General features: G+C 67.7%; 10 protein-coding genes. 4 read left to right on the forward strand and 6 right to left on the reverse strand.

All coding sequences use genetic code 11. The features are described from left to right. Positions 1-11: 11 nt before the first annotated feature. The 4 genes from Y706_RS0117285 to Y706_RS0117300 form a co-directional block, all read right to left on the reverse strand. On the reverse strand, positions 12-1571 hold the full coding sequence (locus Y706_RS0117285) for a dihydrolipoamide acetyltransferase family protein (protein WP_028277588.1): 1560 nt from the start codon (positions 1569-1571) through the stop codon (positions 12-14). Between the two features lie 9 nt (positions 1572-1580). Further along, the gene (locus tag Y706_RS0117290; protein ID WP_028277589.1) at positions 1581-2561 is read right to left on the reverse strand and encodes an alpha-ketoacid dehydrogenase subunit beta; all 981 of its coding nucleotides are present in this window, start codon (positions 2559-2561) and stop codon (positions 1581-1583) included. After that, the gene (gene pdhA / locus Y706_RS0117295) at positions 2561-3826 is read right to left on the reverse strand and encodes a pyruvate dehydrogenase (acetyl-transferring) E1 component subunit alpha (RefSeq protein WP_028277590.1); all 1266 of its coding nucleotides are present in this window, start codon (positions 3824-3826) and stop codon (positions 2561-2563) included. Before pdhA ends, Y706_RS0117290 begins: the two co-directional genes overlap by 1 nt. Before the next feature lie 147 nt (positions 3827-3973). Then, positions 3974-5092, reverse strand: a complete 1119-nt coding sequence (locus Y706_RS0117300; protein ID WP_028277591.1) for a histidinol-phosphate transaminase — start codon at positions 5090-5092, stop codon at positions 3974-3976. A 128-nt stretch (positions 5093-5220) separates the two neighbouring features. On the opposite strand from Y706_RS0117300, the gene Y706_RS0117305 reads away from it, so the two are divergent. Beyond that, positions 5221-5607 carry a phage holin family protein gene (locus Y706_RS0117305; RefSeq protein ID WP_028277592.1) on the forward strand — a complete coding sequence of 129 codons (387 nt, stop codon included), beginning with the start codon at positions 5221-5223 and terminating at the stop codon, positions 5605-5607. Here the strand turns inward: Y706_RS0117305 and Y706_RS26175 are convergent. Next, positions 5558-7012, reverse strand: a complete 1455-nt coding sequence (locus Y706_RS26175; protein WP_052355096.1) for a hypothetical protein — start codon at positions 7010-7012, stop codon at positions 5558-5560. The two genes, Y706_RS0117305 and Y706_RS26175, sit on opposite strands and share 50 nt — an antisense overlap. Beyond that, positions 7012-7386: a hypothetical protein gene (locus Y706_RS0117315; RefSeq protein WP_343213078.1), complete on the reverse strand. Its 375-nt coding sequence runs from the start codon at positions 7384-7386 to the stop codon at positions 7012-7014. The genes Y706_RS26175 and Y706_RS0117315 overlap by 1 nt, the downstream gene beginning before the upstream one ends. A 204-nt stretch (positions 7387-7590) precedes the next feature. On the opposite strand from Y706_RS0117315, the gene purB reads away from it, so the two are divergent. The 3 genes from purB to Y706_RS0117330 all read left to right on the forward strand — a co-directional run bounded on the left by purB (position 7591) and on the right by Y706_RS0117330 (position 14749). Next, a complete protein-coding gene (purB, locus tag Y706_RS0117320) occupies positions 7591-9033 on the forward strand; it encodes an adenylosuccinate lyase (RefSeq protein ID WP_028277594.1) in 1443 nt (480 codons plus the stop codon). Continuing rightward, positions 9030-9701, forward strand: coding sequence for a histidine phosphatase family protein (locus Y706_RS0117325; protein WP_028277595.1), 672 nt, complete (start codon positions 9030-9032; stop codon positions 9699-9701). Before purB ends, Y706_RS0117325 begins: the two co-directional genes overlap by 4 nt. Before the next feature lie 191 nt (positions 9702-9892). Further along, on the forward strand, positions 9893-14749 hold the full coding sequence (locus tag Y706_RS0117330) for an NAD-glutamate dehydrogenase (RefSeq protein ID WP_028277596.1): 4857 nt from the start codon (positions 9893-9895) through the stop codon (positions 14747-14749). Positions 14750-14774 lie beyond the last annotated feature (25 nt).

Genomic DNA, 14774 nt, shown 5'->3' on the forward strand with positions numbered 1-14774 from the left:
GGTTTCGCCGGCTAGTCCAGCAGCAGGGCCGGCTCTTCCAGGATGGCGGCGACATCGGCCATGAAGCGGGCCGAAAGGTCGCCGTCCACCACGCGGTGGTCGAAGGAGCCGCCGAGGGTGGTGATCCAGCGCGGAATGACTTCGCCGTCCAGGACCCAGGGCTTTTGCTTGATGGTGCCGAACGCCACGATCGCGACCTCGCCCGGGTTGATGATCGGCGTTCCGGTGTCGATCCCGAGGGCGCCGATGTTGGTCACGGTGAGCGTGCCGCCGCGCATCTGGGCAGGCTGGGTCTTGCCGGCCCGCGCCGTCGTGGCGAGCTCGTTCAGGGCAAGGGCCAGCTGCTTGAGCGAGAGGTCCTGGGCGTTCTTGATGTTCGGCACCATCAGCCCGCGGGGCGTGGCGGCCGCGATGCCCAGGTTCATGAAGTGCTTGACGTGGATCTCCGCGGAATCGCTGCCGTCCGGGTTGTCCACCCACGTCGCGTTGACACTCGGGTTTCGCGCCGCGGCCCAAATGACCGCCTTGGCCAGGATCAGCAGCGGGGAGACCTTGATGCCTTCGAAGTCGCGGGAGGCCTTGAGGCGCTTGACGAATTCCATGGTGCGGCTGGCATCGACGTCGACAAAGATGCTGACGTGCGGCGCGGCAAACGCGGATTCGACCATGGCCTTCGCGGTGGCTTTGCGGACTCCCTTGACCGGGATCCGCTCGATCCGCTGCTCCTGCGGGCGGCCGGACTTGCCCCAGAACGAGTCCGCCTTGTCCACCTCGGCGTCCCGCTGGGCCTGGTAGCTCACGAGGTCCTCGCGGGTCACTTCACCGCGGGCGCCGGTAGGCACGACGTCGGCCAGGTTGATCCCGAGGTCCCGGGCGATCTTGCGGACCGGAGGCTTGGCCAGCACCTTGCCGACCAGGCCGCTGATGGCACCGCCGAAGGTGGGGCGCGCCTCAACGGAGCCGGCGGGGCCTGTGGCCGCGTCGGCAGGACTGCTGGCCGCGTCCGGGTTGATCCATATGTCGTGGGCCTCCACCCCGGCCCGCTCCACCACCGGGGCGGCAGCGCCGGTGGCTGTCGCCGCGGACGGGGCTTCGTGGCCGGCGGCCGCAGGGGCAGAAATCCGCCGCCGGCGCTTGACGGCGTCTGCCTTGGGACCGGAGCCCACCAGCGGACCGCCGGCCGGACGCCCGGCTGGTTCGCCGGCGTCGGAGTCATCAGCCGGAAGCGTGCCGTACATGGGCGCGGCGGAAGCCTGTTCCTGGCCGGCAGCCTGCTCCTGTGCCACAGGCGCCGGGGCGGGTGCCGCGGCGGCAGGCGCCGGGGCGTCGACAGCGTCGCTCACGCTGATGATCGGCGTGCCGACATCCACCGTGACTCCCTCGGGCACCAGCAGTTCCGTGACGGTGCCGGCGAACGGTGAGGGCAGTTCCACCAGGGATTTGGCCGTCTCGATCTCGCACAGGACGTCGTTGACGGCCACGGTATCGCCGGCCTTGACTTTCCAGGCGACGATTTCGGCCTCCGTCAGCCCTTCGCCGACGTCGGGAAGGTTGAACTTGTTGAGCGTCATGGGTCCTCGTCAGTACGCCAGGGCGCGGTCCAGCGCCTCAAGGATGCGGTCGATGTCCGGCAGGTAGTCTTCTTCGACCTTGGCCACGGGATAGGGCATGTGGAATCCCCCGACGCGGATGACGGGGGCCTCCAGTGAATGGAACGCCCGCTCGCTGATCCGCGCGGCGATTTCGCCGCCGATGCCGCCGAACGTCGGGGCCTCGTGGGCCACAACCAGCCGGCCGGTTTTCCGGACCGAGGCCGTGACGGTGTCGAAGTCGATCGGCGAGATGGAACGGAGGTCGATCACCTCGACGCTGTGGCCGTCCTCGGCGGCGGCCTCGGCCGCGGCGAGGGCCACGGGCACCAGCGGGCCGTAGACGACGACGGTCGCGTCGGTGCCCTCGCGGAGCACATGCGCCTTGAAGGGGTCAGCGGACGCGCCCGGGGTCTCGGTGTCGACCTCGCCCTTGAGCCAGTAGCGCCGCTTGGGCTCGAAGACGATTACGGGATCCTGGCAGTCGACGGCCTGCTGGATCATCCAGTAGGCATCGTGCGGATTGGAGGGGGTGATGATGCGCACCCCGGCCGTGTGGGCGAACAGTGCCTCCGGCGATTCGGAGTGGTGTTCAATGGAGCCGATGCCGCCGCCGTACGGAATCCGGATGACGACGGGAACGGTCAGGTTGCCGTTGCTGCGCGAGTGCATCTTGGCCAGCTGCGTCGTGATCTGGTTGAACCCCGGGAACACGAAACCGTCGAACTGTATCTCGCAGACCGGCTGGTAGCCGCGCAGGGAGAGGCCGATCGCGGTGCCGATAATGCCGGATTCGGCCAGCGGGGTATCCACCACGCGGTCGGCGCCGAATTCGGCGATCAACCCGTCGGTGACCCGGTAGACGCCGCCAAGGGCCCCGATGTCCTCGCCCATCAGCAGCGAGCGGGGGTTGTTGTTCAACGTGGCCCGCAGGCCCTCATTGATGGCTTTCGCAATGGTCATGGTGGTCATCAGCGGGCCGCCCTGTCTGTCTGGACTCTATGTGCCTCATCGGCGGACGCCTCATCGGCGAACCCCGCGCTGTATTCCTCGAACCAGGCCAGTTCCTCGGCCACCAGCGGGTGGGCCTCCACATAGGTGTTGGCGAAGGCGGTCCGGATGTCCGGGGTTTCGAGGTCGTGCGTGGTCTTGCGGACATAGGCGGCGAGCTCGTCGCCGTCGGCCTTGACCTGCTCGAAGAAGCTGTCATCCGCGAGGCCCTGGGCCCGGAGATACTTCTCCAGCCGCGCCAGCGGGTCCTTGGCACGCCACAGGCTTTCTTCGGCGGATTCGCGGTATTTGGTGGGGTCATCGGCCGTGGTGTGCGCCCCAACCCGGTAGGTGAACGCCTCGATGAGTACAGGACCATGGCCCTCGCGGGCCCGCTCCAGCGCCCATTCCGTGACGGCGTGGACGGCGATCACGTCATTGCCGTCCACCCTGATGCCGGGGAAGCCGTAGCCTTTGGCGCGGTTGGCGAGCGGGATGCGGGTCTGCACGGAGCTTGGCACGGAGATGGCCCAGTGGTTGTTCTGGCAGAAGAAGACCACGGGCGCCTGGTAGGAAGCGGCGAACACCATGGATTCATGGACGTCCCCTTCGGAGCTGGCGCCGTCGCCGAAGTACACCATGACGGCGGCGTTCGGCTCCACGGCCTGTCCCGCTTCCACGCTGGCGACGGCGTTGGCGGCCGCCAGTTTCTGGTCCCGCTGGATGCCCATGGCGTACCCGACGGCGTGCGGGGTCTGGGCGGCCAGGACCAGCGTGTAGAGGTGGAAGTTCGTGTCCTTCGGGTTCCAGCCGCCGTTGGAGACGCCCCGGAACTGGCGCAGCAGCTCGGCCAGGTCCACGTTCCGCGTCAGGGCCACGCCGTGCTCGCGGTAGGTGGGGAAGATGTAGTCCTGCGGCTGGCTGGCCCGTCCGGAGCCGATCTGGGCAGCTTCCTGCCCGGTGAGCGGGACCCACAGGGCCAGCTGGCCCTGCCGCTGCAGGGCGGTGGCTTCCACGTCGAAGCGGCGGATCTTGGCCATATCCGCGTAGAAGCCGCGCAGGGTGTCCGGGTCCAGCTTCTCGGCGTATTTTGAGAAAACCGGGTCCGAGCCCAGGGTGCCGTCCGGGTCCAGCAACTGCACCATCGGCTCGGCCGGGGCACCCAGTTGGGCCTCGGCCTCCGCTTCGAGCTGGTCATCCATCCCGGTTCCGTCGAACTCGGTAGAGGGCAGATGTGTGGCGCCCATACCGTCTCCTTGCTTGCCGCATCCGAATGCGCCGCAATCGCTGGGATATATGCCGGGCCGGGAATACATTCCAGGCCCGGCATATATTTTGGCTTACTGGTCCTTACTTTATCCGCACGGGGCGGCCTGAGCGCGCAGTGTTAAGCGCTAGGAACGCCGCGGCGGTTTTGTATAGATCGCACAGAGCTCCAGGAAACGGGTGTTGGCTTCCGTTTCGCCGATGCTGACGCGGACGCCCTCGTTGCCGAAGGCCCGTACGGACAGCGCCCGTTCCGCCGCCAGGGCGGCAAATTCCGCGCTGTTTTCGCCCAGATTGAGCCAGACAAAGTTGCCCTGGGCCTCCGGGACGTACCACCCGAGCTCACGCAGTCCCGCCGTGACCCGGTCCCGTTCGTCCACCAGGCTTTGTACCCTTTCTACAACATCGGCGAAGTGCTCGAGCGACGTGACGGCCGCCGTTTCCGCGATCTGGGACACGGCGAAGGGGGTAGCACTGACGCGCAGGTGCTGCGTCAGTTCGGGCCGGGAGACGCTGTAGCCCACGCGGAGTCCGGCGAGGCCGTGCGCTTTTGAGAAGGTCCGCAGGACGACGACGTTGGGGTACTTGCGGTACATGGCGATGCCGTCCACGGCGTCGCCGGCGCGCACGAATTCCTGGTAGGCCTCGTCAATGACCACCACGACGTCGGCCGGAACGGCGTGGATGAAGCGCTCCGTTTCCTCGGCCGTCAGGATGGGTCCGGTGGGGTTGTTGGGCGTGCACAGCAGGATCATCCGGGTCCGCGCAGTCACCGCGGCGGCCATGGCGTCCAGGTCATGCCGCCCGTCGGATGTCAGCGGGATCCGGACGCTCTCGGCGCCTGCCAGTCCGACGCAGATTGGGTAGGCCTCGAACGAGCGCCAGGCGTAGATGACCTCGTCGGCCTTGCCGTCGTCGTTTTGGCCGGCGAAGGTGGTCAGCAGCTGGTTCAGGGCGCCCAGGCTGCCGGCGCCCGTGACGATGTCCTCGGCGGGCACATCCAGGAAGCGGGCGAGCGCTTCACGCAGCCTGCTGCTGAGCGGATCGGGGTAGCGGTTGAAATCGGTCTGCGCCGCGATGGCCTGCTGCACTGCAGGGATCGGGGGCAACGGGTTCTCGTTGGAGGACAGCTTGTAGCTGGTCAGGCCCTCCACGGGGACGGGGGGTTTTCCGGCCGCGTAGCGGGGGAGGAGGTCTACCACCGGACGGGGCCTGATGCCCCCGGCCGGATTCTCTGATGAAGTCATGCCAACTAGCCTACTTCGGGTCGCTGCCGCAGTTGCGGGAGCTGATTGCTGTCCGTAGGGGATAGCCGTTGCTGACATGGGGAATATGGTCCCTGCCGTCGCCGCCGGGCGTATGACAGCATGGGGCCATGCGCTCAATCATCGTACGAGTCATCATCAACGGGCTGGCCCTTGCCATCGCCTGCTGGATCCTCACCGGGCTGGATATTTCCACCCAGAGTGACGGCACCATCAGCATCATCTTGGGCTACCTGTTCATCGGCCTGATCTTCGGTCTGGTCAATGCCTTCGTCAAGCCCATTGTCAGCCTCCTCTCGCTGCCGATCACTATCCTCACCCTGGGCCTGTTCACCGTGGTCATCAACGCCGCGATGCTCTACCTGACCTCCTGGATCAGCAGCTACACCACTGTGCACTTCACCATCGACTCGTTCTTCTGGACCGCCGTGTTTGCCGCCATCATCATCAGCCTGGTGTCCCTCGTGGCGAGCTTCCTTCCCGCCCTCGATCGTTAGGGGCGCCCGGGCTGCGCTGCGGTCCGGGAGGGGTTGCGGGGGTTGCCCGCGGTGCCGGCCGGGCCTCGCGCCGGAGCGAGAACCGGGTCACCGTCGCCGCCCCGCCGGTCCCCACCACTGCGGCCAGCGCGGCCGTGGAGTCCTTCAGGGTGTTGTCCCGGCTCGCCGAGACGAGCGCGGCCCCGTCGGCGTAATTCTCCAGCCGGTGCCCGGGACCCAGGCCGAAGTCCTGTGGTGGCGGCACCGCCAGCGGGTTGGTGAGGGTCACGGTCACCCGGTCCCTGGTGTCCGGGTTCGCCAGTCCGTCCGCCCCCGGCACCCAGTCCTGCTCATGTTCCAGGTGCAGGCTGCGGATCCCCGGCGCGGGGCTGATCCCGCCCACCGGGGAGCCCGCGGTCAGCACGAACTTGAGGTCATACTCGGCCAGGACAGCGCGGTCCTTGCTGAGATTCATCGCGTGGATCCCGCCCTGGCTGTAGCCGACGGCCACGAGCTGATCGCCGGCCTCGGCCCCGGCCTGCCGCAGCGCCTCCCTGATGGCCTGCGCCGTCAACGCCGAGTCATAGCCCAGGGCCTCGGCGATTCCGGCAGGGTCGAAAGGGTTGGTGCCTTCCGGCAGGGCGCCCTGCTGTGTTCCGGGGATGATCACCACCCACGCGGGCCGGGATCCGCCGTCGACCTCGATAACCTCGATCCGGCCGCCCTGCTCTCCCACTGCCCCGGCCCGCCGCAGCAGCCCGGCCGGTGAGAGGTCGACGTCGGCCGTAAACGTCTCCCGGCCCACGATGCTGACGGGGCGGGGCTTGAGGAACACGAGCCCCGGCGCTTCCGAGGCGTCCCGCACCAGGCGGCGGATGTCAGCGGGCCCGGCCAGGGCGCTGGCTACGGCGGCCAGGGGCCAGGGCAGGCCAAGCAGCACGGCGAGATTCCGGGGTGCCATGGCGACCCAGCCTTCAACAGTGCCGCGCACCCCGGGCAGGGCGAAGGGCTCCGGTGCTGCGCCGTACTCGGAGCCGTGCAGTCCCATCCGCAGCAGCAGGGCATTCCGGGCTTCTGCATATTCGTATTCGCGGTGACTGGCGCGGACGTCGTCGCCGATCCGCTGAAGCTGGGACCGGACGCGTCCGACGTCCCGGCCGGCCTCCCCCACGGCGATGATGGCGTTGCTGCCGCTGGTGTAGGAGTCGGACTGATAGGGAAAGAGTGTGCGCCGGACGGTGTCGGCCTCCACCTCAACCATTTGCAGCTGCCGGACCAGCCCGTCCAGTGCCGCGGCACCCGCCAGCAGCTCCTCGAACTGGAAGCTCACCCCGCCGATTCCGCCCCGGATGAGCAGGCTGCCGTCGCGCGGCGGCGCGGAAACCCCGGGACTGCCGCCGGAGCCCGCCGGACTCGACTCGGCCATCAGGGTCCCATCCGGTCCGCGGGCTGCGCCACGTTCCGGGCGTGCCGGAGCACCACGGCAACAGCATCGAGCAGCGCGTCCCGGCTCCGGTGCAGCGCCGCCGCGTGCAGGGACAAGGCCACACGGTAGGCCCGGCCGGCCGGTGACTGCCACGACTGCAGCTCGAGGCGGGCGAGGGCGGCGAGCACCGCATCAGCCTCATCGGCGCACCGCGCAACGCGCGCAGCGAACTGCTGGACTTCATAACTGCGCGAAGCGCACTCGAGGGCGTCGGCGGCCGTCACGCCAAGAACCGCCATGTCCTGCACCGCCATGTCCTGCACCGCCACACTGCCCCCGGGTCCCGGTGGCATGCCGCTGCTGACCGGCCTCATCCCGGCCTCATCCCAGTGACCTGCCTCATCCAGCTGTCCATGAACCGACGCTAGCGGGCTGGCCCGTGCCCGCTGAAGAGAGCCGCCCGGCTATGTGGACAACGTCCCGGACCGCCAGGCACTGCAAGCCGGCAATGTCATCCGGCAATGTCACAAGGACGGGGGCGCTTAAGGCCCGACGGCACTTCGTGAAAGAATCGCCATATGCCTGAAACTGCCGCCACAGCTGATACCCGCACGCCGTCCGGACGCCTGGCCCTCGCCGCGTCCGACCACCAGATCGCGCTCGGCCCGCTGGATGGCCGCTACCAGTCCGCCGTCGCACCGCTGGTCGACTACCTTTCCGAGGCCGCCCTGAACCGCGACCGCGTGGCTGTTGAGGTCGAGTGGCTGATCCACCTGACCGGCAACAGCGTCCTGCCCGGCGCCGGGCCGCTCACGGCGGAACAACAGGAGCAACTGCGTGCGATCGTCACGGAGTTCGACGCCGCCTCCGTCACCGAACTGGCCGAGATCGAGGCCGTTACGGTCCACGACGTCAAGGCCGTGGAGTACTACATCGGCCGCCGCCTGCCCGGCATCGGAATCGACCGGCTGACCGCCATGGTGCACTTCGGCTGCACCTCGGAAGACATCAACAACCTCTCCTACGCCCTGGGCATCAAGGGGGCCGTGGAGGATGTGTGGCTGCCTGCGGCCCGCGCCCTCGTCGCCCAGATCAGCGCCATGGCCGGGGACAACCGCGCCGTGCCGATGCTCTCCCGCACCCACGGCCAGCCCGCCACGCCCACCACGCTGGGCAAGGAACTGGCCGTCATCGCGCACCGGCTGGGCCGGCAGCTGGACCGGATCGCCCGCACCGAATACCTCGGCAAGATCAACGGCGCCACCGGCACCTACGCCGCCCACGTCGCCTCCGTCCCGGGCGCCGACTGGGAGCAGGTCGCCAAGGGCTTCGTCGAAGGCCTGGGCCTGACCTGGAACCCGCTGACCACCCAGATCGAAAGCCACGACTGGCAGGCCGAACTCTATGCCGACGTCGCGCGTTTCAACCGCATCCTGCACAACGTCTGCACCGACATCTGGAGCTACATCTCGATCGGGTACTTCGTGCAGATCCCGGTGGCAGGCGCCACGGGCTCCTCAACCATGCCGCACAAGGTGAATCCGATCCGTTTCGAAAACGCCGAGGCCAACCTTGAGATCTCCTCCGGCCTGCTGGACGTCCTCGGCTCCACCCTGGTCACCTCCCGCTGGCAGCGCGATCTCACCGACTCCTCCTCGCAGCGCAACATCGGTGTGGCGTTCGGCCACTCGCTGCTCGCCATCTCGAACGTTGCCAAGGGCCTGGACCGGCTCAAGGTTGCCGAGGACGTGCTGGCCGCGGACCTTGACACCAACTGGGAAGTCCTCGGCGAGGCCATCCAGATGGTTATGCGCGCCGAGGCCATCGCTGGCGTCGACGGCATGGAAAACCCGTACGAACGGCTCAAGGACCTGACCCGCGGACAGCGCGTGGATGCCGCCCGGATGCAGGAATTCGTCCAGAGCCTCGGCTTGTCCGCCGACGCTGAAGCCCGCCTGCTGGCGCTGACCCCGGGCAAGTACACGGGCATCGCGGACCAGCTGGTGGACCACCTCAAATGAGGCTTCTGCTCATCCGGCACGGCCAGACGCCCGGCAATGTGCTGGGCCAGCTGGACACGGCGCACCCGGGGCCCGGGCTGACCGAACTCGGCGAGCGTCAGGCCGAGACGTTGTCCCGCGCCTTGGCGAACGAGCGGATCCTGGCCCTGTACGCCTCCACCCTGGTTCGGACGCAGATCACAGCGGCACCGCTCGCCCGGGTGCACGGGCTTGAAACCGAGGTGCTGGAGGGCCTTCACGAGATCGAGGCCGGGTCGCTGGAAAAGCGCACGGACCACGAATCGCACAAGCGGTACATCGGCACCATTTCTTCGTGGGCGGACGGCGAGCTGGACCGCCGGATGCCTGCCGGTCCCAGCGGCCGGGACTTCTTTGAGCGCTACGACGCCGCGATCGCCAAAATAGCGGCACGGACAAACGGGGCGGGGGGCTCAGGATCCGTGGCCGTGGTCAGCCACGGCGCAGCCATCCGGGTGTGGGCCGGCCTGCGGGCGGACAACATCGAACCGGACTTTGCCATCAGGCACGTGCTGGACAACACCGGAATCGTGGCGCTGGAAGGCGATCCCGCCAACGGCTGGGAACTCATCCACTGGGACGACAGTCCCGTGGGCGGACTGGCACTGGCGGATCCGACGGCGGAGGATCCCACCGGCCGTCCGGCGTAGCGGGCCCGTCCGTCCCCGGCGGCCGTCCGGCATAGCGGGCCCGTCCGTCCCCGGCGGGCGTACAGGCCGTCCCGGCGGGGCGTACCGGGTCTGGACTCCTCACGGGAACGCGGCGATGATGAAAACAGGCGTGGGGACAGGATGGTCGGCCGCGGCATGCGGTTGAGCCCGCGCAGTGGAGGCGCAGGGGCATGTCACGCAAATCGGTACACCGGGGGCATGCGCCCGGCCGCGTTTTCCCCGGCTTCGATGAACAGTTCCTCGCGGCGTACTACGAGCACGCTGCGCCGGAGGACCTCCAAGGCTACAGTCCCGAAAACCTGGAGCAGCGCTCCAGGCACCATGCGGAACTAGCGGACGGCCGTCCGGCGGGCACGGCGGCCGTCGACATCCTGAACGAAAGCGACGCCAGCGTCCTGCTGGTGGTTGCCGACGCCATCCCGCACCTGATCCATTCGCTTACTGCGGAGCTGGCCCGCCAAAACGAGTCCATCCGGTTACTGGTGCATCCCAATTTTCTGGTGCGGCGGGATCCGCGGACTGATCGGTTGGTGGAGGTACGGCATGGGTCCTCGCAGTCCGGACCGACGGGCCCAATTGCTGGCGTCCCGGGCACCGCGGCGACCGGCCCGGTCCAGGACCCGCCGGGGTGGAGATCCGAAACGTGGGTGGCGGCAGAGATAGGCCGCCTGCCGGGGTCACGGGCCATCGCGGAGCTCATCGCCAACGTGCGGCGTGTCCTGGCGGACGTCCAGTTGGTCGCTGATGACACCCCAGCCATCCACGCCCGTCTCGCCCGCACCATCAACTCCCTGGACCTGCTGCCCGCCGGCACGGTTCCGACTCCGGAGCAGCTCGGTGAGCTCCTGGGCTGGCTGGACCGCGGCAACTTCATGTTTCTGGGATACAGCGAATATGAATACTCGACGGCGGAGGGCCCGGATGTTGTGTCGTTGCTGCCCGGCGCGGGGCTGGGCCTGCTCAGGGACGGGCGGCCGGAGGCCCGCCAGCCTGTTACGGGGCTGCCCCATTCGCAGGTCCTCACCATCTCCATTTCGGATCTGAGATCATCCGTCCCCCGTCCGGCTTACTTGGATGAAATCCTCGTCCGGACCTTCGGTAGCGCCGGGAAGGCCACGGGAGAAGTCAGGTTTGTGGGCCTTTTCGCCCCGGGCGCCACGGGCCGGTCCGTGCGGCGCATCCCGCTCATCCGGGACAAGGTACGCGCCACCCAGGAGCGCTTCGGCTTCACCGAGGCCTCCCACCCTGGCAAGCAGCTCCTCACCGTCCTCGAGTCCTTCCCCCTGGACGAGCTGTTCCACCGGGACCTGGATGAACTTTCCGGGCTTGCCCGGGAGATCCTGCGCCTGCAGGCCCACCACCAGACACGGGTGTTCCTGCGCGCTGACAGCTACGGGCGCTTCATGACCGCGCTGGTGTTCCTCCCCCGGGCCAGGTACAGCACGGCCGTCCGCCTCCGGATTGAACACGAGCTTAAACAGGCTTTCGGGTCCTCCTCGCTCGAGTTCGAAGTCAGGCTTAGTGAATCCCCGATGGCCCGCGTGTTCTTCCGGATACTGTTGCCCGCCGGCGGGATGCCCGACGTCGATCCCGCTGAAGTGGAGCGGAGCGTTGTCAGCGCAACGCGGACGTGGGCCCAGGGCCTGGACGAAGCGCTCCGTGACAGGTTGCCGTCGGCGGAGGCCAGCCGGTTGTCGGCGCTGTGGTCCGCCGCCTTCCCGGCCAGCTACCGGGCTGATTTCGAGGTCGAGGACGCGGTCGAGGACATCACTACGTTTGAGCGGTTCGATCTCGACGGCACGGGCGGGCGGCCGCTGAACGATCCTCAGCTGGCCGTTTATGTCCGCACCGATGCCTCCCCGACGCTGGCCGAAGACGCCCGGATCCGGCTTTACCTGACCACCGCCCACAGCCTGACGCGGATCCTGCCGTTCTTCCACAACCTCGGACTGGAGGTGCTGAACCAACGGCCATTCGATGTGGTGCGCGGGAGGGACCGGGCCTTGTTCCTCTATGACCTCGGCGTCCGCTACCCGGCCGGCGTGGATCCGTCCCGCACCAGCGGGCTGCTGGGGGATGCCTTCGGAGCTGCCATGCGCGGGGACTCGGAATCGGACCGCTTTGACGGCCTCGTCCTCCGGGAGGGCATCGAGTGGCGCCAGGCGGCAATCCTGCGCAGCTATGCCAAGTACCTGCAGCAATTGGGCACAACGACCTCCTACGGCTTCATGGCCGATACCCTGCTGGTCAATGTCCGGGCAACCCACGCGCTCCTGGCACTGTTCAGGGCCAAGTTCGATCCCGAGCTGGAAGCGGCACGGCGGTTGGGGGACACCGACGCGGCCCGGAGGGATCTGCTGGCCGCGATCGACGACATTCCCGTCCTCGACGCCGACCGGCTGCTGCGCACCTTCATGAACCTGGTGGAATCCACGCTCCGCACTAACTACTTCCAGGCGAAGCCCCACCTGAGCTTCAAACTGAACCCTTCCGCGATCGCGGGCGCCCCGCTTCCCCGTCCCAAATACGAAATCTGGGTGTACTCGCCCCGCGTGGAAGGCGTCCACCTGCGCTTCGGGGCACTGGCCCGGGGCGGGCTGCGCTGGTCCGACCGGAGCGAAGATTTCCGCACTGAGGTCCTTGGCCTGGTCAAGGCGCAGAACGTGAAGAACTCGGTGATAGTGCCAACCGGCGCCAAGGGCGGCTTCTATCCCAAACAGTTGCCGGACCCGGCCATGGACCGCGACGCCTGGCTGACGGAGGGCCTGGAATGCTACCGGACCTTCGTCCGCGGGCTGCTGGACCTCACCGACAACCTGGTCACCACCGCCCACGGCGAAACAGTGGTGCCTCCGGCGCGACTGGTGCGGCACGACGTCGACGACTATTACCTCGTGGTGGCGGCGGACAAGGGAACAGCGTCATTTTCCGACGCTGCGAACGCGGTGGCCGCGGAGTACGGCTTCTGGCTGGGCGATGCCTTCGCGTCCGGCGGGACCGTGGGCTATGACCATAAGCAGATGGGCATCACGGCCCGCGGGGCCTGGGAATCGGTGAAACAGCATTTCCGCGAACTCGGGATGGACTGCCAGGTGGAGGACTTCACAGTTGCCGGCATCGGCGATATGGGCGGCGACGTCTTTGGGAACGGAATGCTCCTCTCCCGCCACATCCGGCTGGTGGCGGCTTTCGATCACCGCCACATCTTTCTTGACCCGGCGCCGGATGCGGGGGCCTCGTTCGAGGAACGGCGGCGGCTCTTTGCCCTCCCGCGCTCATCTTGGGCGGACTACGATCCAGCACTGATCAGCGAGGGCGGTGGTGTCCACTCCCGCCGGGCCAAGTCCATCAGCATCACGGACCAGGTCAGGAGCTCTCTGGGCCTGGAACCGGGAACCGGGTCCCTGCCGCCACACGCCCTGCTTCAGGCCATCCTCCGGGCGCCCGTGGACCTGCTGTACAACGGCGGCATCGGAACTTACATCAAGGCGTCATCAGAGGCCAACACCGGGGTTGGCGACAAGGCGAACGACCCCGTCAGGGTCAACGGCAATGAAGTGCGGGCGAAGATCATCGCCGAGGGCGGGAACCTCGGAATCACGCAGCTCGGGCGGATCGAGGCCGCCCTGTCCGGCGTCCTGCTCAATACCGACGCCATCGATAATTCAGCCGGCGTGGACTGCTCGGATCATGAAGTAAACATCAAGATCTTCGTGGACCGGATGATCGCGGCGGGAAAGATGCCGTCGCCGGAACGCGCCGGCTTCCTGCATTCCCTCACCGACGAGGTGGCCCGCCTTGTGCTGGCCAATAACGCGGACCAGAATGTCCTGCTCTTCAACGACCGGCACCTGGTGCGGGAATGGAGCCCGGGCTTCGAACGGACCATGGACTGGCTCGAGAACGCCACGGACCTTGACCGCAAGCTGGAGGCCCTGCCAAGCAACGAACAACTCAGGGAACGGCTGCGGTCAGGTGAGGGGCTGACCGCGCCGGAACTGTCGGTGCTGGCCGCCTACGCAAAGATCGAACTGGCAGCGGAGCTCAACGCCAGTGACCTTGCCGATGACCCGTGGTTCCGGCGCGTGCTCCGCGGCTACTTTCCACGCCAGCTGTCCGAACGCTTTGAAGCAGAGCTGGCGGACCACCCGCTGCGCCGCCAGATCGTGTGCACAGTGGTGGCCAACGACATGATCAATCTCGGCGGAATCACCTTCGCCTTCCGTGCCATCGAGGAAACCACTGCCACCGCCGCCGCTGTTGCCAGGGCCTTTGTGGTGGCGCGCGAGGCCTACGACCTGCCGTGGATCGTCACCCGGCTGGCCGCACTCCCCGCCGGATATCCCACCGAACACGTCGCCGAGGCGACGCTGCACATGCGCCGGATCCTCGACCGGGCCACGCGATGGTACGTGACGCACGACCATCGCGACCAGCCCGTGGCCGCGGCCTTGGACAGGATCATGCCCACCCTGGAACTGCTGCGGACCCAAACATTGGACTACCTCCGCGGCTCCGACCTGGACCGCGCGGAAGACAGACTCGCGCACTGGGCCGCCGTGGGGATGCCCCGGGAGCTGGGCCTGCGCGCCTCGGACCTGTTGGAGAGTTTCGGGTTGCTGGACATCTCCCTGATCTCCGAACAAGTGCGCGAACCCATCCCCACTATTGCTGACCTGTACTACGCGGTGTTCCAGCGCATCGGCGCCGCGAACCTGCTGCTCAGCATCACCGATCTGCCCCGGCAGAGCCGCTGGGAGTCTCTCGCGCGGGCAGCCCTGCGCGACGATGTGTATTCCGCCGTAGCCGACATGACCGTCTCGGTAATGGCGACAACCCAGGGCCTGAATGCCACCGACGCCGGCACGTCCGATGCCGTGGAGCGCATCGTGGCCTGGGAACGCGGGCACCAGGAGCAGCTGGCACGGATCAAGGACACCTTCGCGGAAGTGACCAAACCGGGCCAAGTGGATATCGCCTCGATCTCCGTGGCGCTGAAACTCCTGCGGACACTGGTGCGCCGCTAGGCTGTGGCCGTCGCCACGTCGACCC

Source organism: Arthrobacter sp. I3, from assembly GCF_000520575.1.
Taxonomy (GTDB): Bacteria; Actinomycetota; Actinomycetes; order Actinomycetales; family Micrococcaceae; genus Arthrobacter; species Arthrobacter humicola_A.

Excerpts from the sequence above, each read along its gene's own strand:
- Y706_RS0117285 (WP_028277588.1), bottom strand. The coding sequence starts at position 1,571 with ATGACGCTCAACAAGTTCAACCTTCCCGACGTCGGCGAAGGGCTGACG.
- Y706_RS0117290 (WP_028277589.1), bottom strand. The coding sequence starts at position 2,561 with ATGACCACCATGACCATTGCGAAAGCCATCAATGAGGGCCTGCGGGCC.
- pdhA (WP_028277590.1), bottom strand. The coding sequence starts at position 3,826 with ATGGGCGCCACACATCTGCCCTCTACCGAGTTCGACGGAACCGGGATG.
- Y706_RS0117300 (WP_028277591.1), bottom strand. The coding sequence starts at position 5,092 with ATGACTTCATCAGAGAATCCGGCCGGGGGCATCAGGCCCCGTCCGGTG.
- Y706_RS0117305 (WP_028277592.1), top strand. The coding sequence starts at position 5,221 with ATGCGCTCAATCATCGTACGAGTCATCATCAACGGGCTGGCCCTTGCC.
- Y706_RS26175 (WP_052355096.1), bottom strand. The coding sequence starts at position 7,012 with ATGGCCGAGTCGAGTCCGGCGGGCTCCGGCGGCAGTCCCGGGGTTTCC.
- Y706_RS0117315 (WP_343213078.1), bottom strand. The coding sequence starts at position 7,386 with ATGAGGCCGGTCAGCAGCGGCATGCCACCGGGACCCGGGGGCAGTGTG.
- purB (WP_028277594.1), top strand. The coding sequence starts at position 7,591 with ATGCCTGAAACTGCCGCCACAGCTGATACCCGCACGCCGTCCGGACGC.
- Y706_RS0117325 (WP_028277595.1), top strand. The coding sequence starts at position 9,030 with ATGAGGCTTCTGCTCATCCGGCACGGCCAGACGCCCGGCAATGTGCTG.
- Y706_RS0117330 (WP_028277596.1), top strand. The coding sequence starts at position 9,893 with ATGTCACGCAAATCGGTACACCGGGGGCATGCGCCCGGCCGCGTTTTC.